This window comes from Arthrobacter sp. Bi26 (assembly GCF_918697925.1).
In the GTDB taxonomy this organism is placed as follows: domain Bacteria; phylum Actinomycetota; class Actinomycetes; order Actinomycetales; family Micrococcaceae; genus Arthrobacter.
Window position 1 is genome coordinate 1 of sequence record NZ_CAKKMF010000179.1, and the last position, 3425, is coordinate 3425.

Sequence of the window (3425 nt, forward strand, 5' to 3'; positions counted from 1 at the left end):
GGTGGAGGGGGCGCCCGACGTCGTGCTGGTGGAGGGAGAAGGTGTTGGCCCGCCGTTCGGCGTGCAGGCGGCCAGTCCGGCCACGGCCATCAGGACGGCCGCCAGGACAAGTGCCGGGCGGCCCGATTGCGTGCGCATCAGCAGTCCTCCTCTGTTTTGCCCAGTCTACCGCCGGGGCGCGTCGTCCGGGCCTGGCCGGGTGGCGGCGATCAGGTCCATCATGGTCGCGTGCAGCTGGCCGACCTGTTCACGCGTCAGGCCCAGCCGGGCCATCATGATGCCCGGGACTTCGGTGGCTTGCTCCCGAAGGGCGGCTCCGCGCGGCGTCAGCCGGACATCGAGGGTGCGCTCGTTGCCTTCCATCCGCTGGCGGGTGATGAAACCGGCGGTCTCGAGGCGGCGCAGCAGCGGCGAGATGGTTGCCGGCTCCTGGGCCAGGGCCTCGCTGATGTCGCGGACGGACCGCGGGCTTGCTTCCCAAAGGCACAACATGACGAGGTACTGCGGGTGCGTCAGGCCGAGCTGGTCCAGGACGGGTTTGTAGGCGCCCACGACGCTTCGGGAGGCTACCGTCAGGGCGAAGCAGAGCTGTTGTTCCAGCAGGAGGTCGTCCTCCGCTGCCCGGGCTTCCTGCACGCCCTGCGTGACGTGCCCGCCCTGGATTGCTGGGGTTCCTTCGGTCACACCGACTCCTTTGAATGATTAGTGCACTAATGATTAGCGTACACTGGGAGCATTGTCTTGTTCCCAGGGAAGGATAGCCATGGCCAAGGAAAACGCCGTCGAGAGGTTCATGCGGGCCACCGGGAAGTTCCGGGCCGTGTTCGGCCCGGCCAACCGCAGTTCACTCGGCCACGAGATGACCGACCAGAACAGGCGGCTGCTGGCAATGCGGCAGGCCGAAACTGAACAGTGGGAGACCTTGCACCGGCCCGATGGCAGCACCTATGTGGTGCCCCGAAATCCTGACGACAAATCCCTGCGCTAGGTCCCTTTTCGCGGCACCGCGCCCGGGCCATTTCCCGCCGCCGGGCGTAAAATGAGGGCACTGCCACACCGCTGTGCAGCATCCTGAACCATCCGGGACGAGGAAAGGGGGTGGGACTAGTGACACGTGCTGTCAGAGCTTTCATGGAAAAGACCGACAAGCTGCGGCTCCTGTTCGGGCCCGCAAATCGAGGCGACACCGCGGCGCCTGTAGTTCACAAGCACGATGACTTCGAGCACGCCTCGGAAGACGACCTGGCAGGCTTCGAGGTCGAGACGGACGACCAGGGACACCACTACGCTGTCCGGAAAACGGATCTCGGGAAAGAAGAGGTCTGAGCAGGCCCGCTGCGCCCATCCCATAGGTGCCGGGGGGATCCCGGTGCTGCGGGGCGGCCGCGTGCGGCCGTTGGATTGCGGCCCGAAACGGGGGGATGCGGCCGGATTCGGGCAGATGTGGGGAAGGGAGCGGCAAGCGCCGCTCCCTTCCCCATATCTCTGTGCGCTCCGGGATCCCGCCCGACAAGCTTCGGCTCGGCTAGCGGCCGGTGCCGCCGTAGACCGTGGCCTCGTCCTCGCTGTCGAGGTCAAACGCCCTGTGGATGGCCCGGACGGCGTCGTCGAGCAGATCGGCGTGGGTGACCACGGAGATCCGGATCTCCGAGGTGGAGATCATGTTGATGTTGATGCCGGCCTCGGAGAGGGCCGCGAAGAATCGCGCGGAAACGCCCGGGTGCGAGCGCATGCCGGCGCCGATCAGCGAGAGCTTGCCGATCTTCTCGTTGTATTCGATGCTCTCGAAGCCGATCCGGTCCTGCGCGGCGTGCAGGGCGGCCAGAGCCTCGGCGCCCTCGACGATCGGGAGGGTGAAGGAGATATCGGTCCGGCCGGTGCCGTGTGTGGAGACGTTCTGGACGATCATGTCGATGTTCGAGTGGGCGTCCGCGATGACCTGGAAGATCGCCGCAGCCTTGCCGGGGATGTCCGGTACGCCGACAACCGTGACTTTGGCTTCGGAACGGTCGTGTGCAACACCGGAGATGATTGGCTGCTCCAAGGCAACTCCCTCTTGAGTCGTGATCTTGTCGTCGGCGCCGGGCAGGACCCAGGTGCCTTCGTTCTGGCTGAATGAGGAACGGACGTGCAGGGGCACCCCAAAGCGGCGGGCATATTCGACGCAGCGCAGGTGAAGAATCTTAGCGCCGGAAGCGGCCAGCTCCAGCATTTCCTCGCTGGAGATGCGGTCGATCTTCCGGGCCGACGCCACGACGCGCGGATCGGCCGTGTAGACGCCGTCGACGTCGGTGAAGATCTCGCACACATCGGCGTCGAGCGCCGCGGCGAGGGCCACGGCCGTCGTGTCCGAGCCGCCGCGCCCAAGCGTCGTGATCTCGTTCGTGGCGTGGCTCATGCCTTGGAATCCGGCCACAATCGCGATGTGCCCCTTGTCCAGGGCGGTGCGGATGCGGTGCGGGTCGACGTCGATGATCCGGGCCTTGCCGTGGATGCCGTCGGTGATCATGCCGGCCTGGGACCCGGTGAACGACTGGGCCGAGGCGCCGAACTTGTTGATGGCCATGGCCAGCAGCGCCATGGAGATGCGTTCGCCTGCAGAAAGGAGCATGTCCATCTCACGGGCGGGGGCGGAATCGGTCACCTGGCTGGCGAGGTCAAGGAGCTCATCGGTGGTGTCGCCCATGGCGGAAACCACCACCACCACCTCGTCGCCGGCGTTTTGGGCGTCCACGACCCTCCGGGCGACGCGCTTGATGCCCTCCGCGTCCGCCACCGAGGACCCGCCAAATTTCTTCACGACAAGGTGCTTGGTGGCGGCGGCCGAGACGGGCAGCGTCTGCGGCTGCGATCCGGGCTGGACTTCGGTAGTGGGCAAACTCATTCGCGCACCCTCACTGGATCATCGGGGTTCTGGGCCAGGCAACCAAACGGCGCGACGGCGTAACTTCTCACCCCAGTTTATCGCCGTGCCGCCCGCGCCGTTGAATTGTGACCGAATGGCAGACACTCCGGGCCTCTCTCCACCGGACATGCCCCGTGATGGCAGCCAGGAGTGGACATGCTCTCCCATTCCGCGGGACATGCTCATTCTTGGCAGGCAGGAGTGGGCATGAGGGCATTGTGTCCAGTCCTGGGCGCGGACACTGGACATGTCCGCCGGGCTTGGGGCTGGGCGCTGGACATGTCCGCCGGGCTTGGGGCTGGGCGCTGGACATGTCCGCCGGGCTTGGGGCGGAGTGCTGGACATGTCCGCTGGTCCGGTTGGGGAGCGCGGTGGGTAGTGGACATGCTCTCCCGTTCCGCGGGACATGCTCATTCTTGGCAGGCAGGAGTGGGCATGAGGGCATTGTGTCCAGTCCTGGGCGCGGACACTGGACATGTCCGCCGGGCTTGGGGCGGAGTGCTGGACATGTCCGCTGGTC

The 3425-nt window shown here is 66.2% G+C and carries 4 protein-coding genes; 2 read left to right on the forward strand and 2 right to left on the reverse strand.

Translation table 11 applies throughout. The features are described 5' to 3' along the window. Window positions 1-165: 165 nt before the first annotated feature. Window positions 166-636, reverse strand: coding sequence for a MarR family transcriptional regulator (locus LQV16_RS23155; protein ID WP_229996178.1), 471 nt, complete (start codon window positions 634-636; stop codon window positions 166-168). Between the two features lie 127 nt (window positions 637-763). Between LQV16_RS23155 and LQV16_RS23160 the strand changes: the two genes are divergently transcribed. Together LQV16_RS23160 and LQV16_RS23165 are read left to right on the forward strand one after the other, a co-directional pair. Beyond that, on the forward strand, window positions 764-988 hold the full coding sequence (locus tag LQV16_RS23160; protein ID WP_229996176.1) for a hypothetical protein: 225 nt from the start codon (window positions 764-766) through the stop codon (window positions 986-988). 143 nt (window positions 989-1131) lie between these two features. Next, window positions 1132-1326 carry a hypothetical protein gene (locus LQV16_RS23165; protein ID WP_043423475.1) on the forward strand — a complete coding sequence of 65 codons (195 nt, stop codon included), beginning with the start codon at window positions 1132-1134 and terminating at the stop codon, window positions 1324-1326. 199 nt (window positions 1327-1525) lie between these two features. Here LQV16_RS23165 and LQV16_RS23170 read toward each other — a convergent pair whose 3' ends face one another. Then, window positions 1526-2884, reverse strand: coding sequence for an aspartate kinase (locus tag LQV16_RS23170; RefSeq protein WP_229996177.1), 1359 nt, complete (start codon window positions 2882-2884; stop codon window positions 1526-1528). Window positions 2885-3425 lie beyond the last annotated feature (541 nt).